Source organism: Agromyces sp. P1_H4 (assembly GCF_056405255.1).
In genome coordinates, this window is sequence record NZ_JBFUCL010000541.1 from 1 (window position 1) to 1,379 (window position 1,379).

Consider the following 1,379-nt stretch of genomic DNA (forward strand, 5'->3'; position numbering starts at 1 on the left):
GCTCGCGCTGCAGGTCGAGCGCCTCCTCGGTGCGACCGAGCGTGCGCAGGCACCGGGCGACCGACCAGCGGGCGACGTGCTGCTGCTCGGCGGTGCCGTAGCGGTCGGCCGACTCCACCGCCTGCTCGAACTGCGCGAGGGCGGCGTCGGCGCGGCCGGCGTCGTGCATCGTCCAGCCGAGGTTGTTGTGCAGGGCGACCCCCCACCGCAGCACGCGGGGGTCGCGTGAGGTCGAGAGCACGTCGAGGCCCTCGGCCGCCCACTCCTCCTCGTGGCCCTCATCGTTCAGCGCGAGCATGTGCAGGGCGTCGAGCACGAGGAACGGCGACCCGGCGAGGGCGGCCTCGCGCMCGCCGCGGGTGAGCTCGGGCACCGCCTCGGGACGCCGGTCGGCAGCGGCGAGGATGYGGCCCCGCTCGATCGCGACGCGGGCCCTGACCTCGGCGGCGTCGCGCTCGGGGTCCTCGGCCGGGATGCCCTCGGCGGCCACGGCGTCGAGCACCGCGAGCGCCTCGGCGATGCGGCCCTGGATGCCGAGCGCGCGCGCCAGCTGGGTGGCGAGCACCGCGCGCACATGGGCCGGATGGGTGTCGTCGTCGGCGGCCTCCCGGAACCGCTCCTCGCTCGCCGCCGGGTCGCTGAAGTCCCAGAGGCGGTCGATCATCTGCTGTTCGTCCCCGCGGTGTCGGGACGGTTCGGCGGGCACCTGGTCGGTCGAGTCATCCACCCCTCCATCATGGCAGCGGTGGAGGCGCCCTCGCGCGGGCATGACACCGCACGTCCGCGTCGATATGCTGCCGTGAGCATGACCCGCATCATCGCCGGATCCGCCGGCTCGCTCACCCTCGCCGTGCCGCGCTCCGGCACGCGGCCCACGAGCGACCGCGTGCGCGAGGCGATCTTCTCCGCCCTCGAGTCCCGCGACGCCATCGACGGGTCGGCCGTGCTCGACCTCTACGCCGGCTCCGGCGCGCTCGGGCTCGAGGCCGCCTCGCGCGGCGCCGCGGAGGTCGTGCTCGTCGAGAAGGCCAAGCCCGCGGCCGACGTGTGCCGGCGGAACGCCGACGCGGTGGGGCGCGCGATGCGCGGGGCCGGCCCCCGCATCCGCGTGGTCGTACGCGGCGTGGCCTCGTACCTCGAGACCGCCTCGGGCGGGTTCGACCTCGTGTTCATCGACCCGCCCTACGACCTCGGCGAGGGGGCGCTCGCCCACGACCTCGCGCTCCTCGCGCCGCTGCTCTCCCGCCACGCCATCGTGGTCGTCGAACGGAGCTCCCGCTCTCCCGAGCCGGCCTGGCCCGCGGGCATCGTGCCCGACCGGCGCCGCGACTACGGCGAGACGACCCTGTGGTGGGCCGAGCGCGCTCCCACCCCCGCGC

2 protein-coding genes are annotated in these 1,379 nt (G+C 76.0%); one reads left to right on the forward strand and one right to left on the reverse strand.

Annotated features, from left to right (window positions below; translation table 11 throughout):
* The coding region (locus AC1DY2_RS19785) for a hypothetical protein (RefSeq protein ID WP_476763962.1) at positions 1-727 on the reverse strand (727 nt) is incomplete at its 3' end.
* 78 nt (positions 728-805) lie between these two features.
* Here AC1DY2_RS19785 and AC1DY2_RS19790 point away from each other — a divergent pair.
* Positions 806-1,379 (forward strand): RsmD family RNA methyltransferase (locus tag AC1DY2_RS19790; RefSeq protein WP_476763963.1); only part of this gene is annotated, 574 nt, incomplete at its 3' end.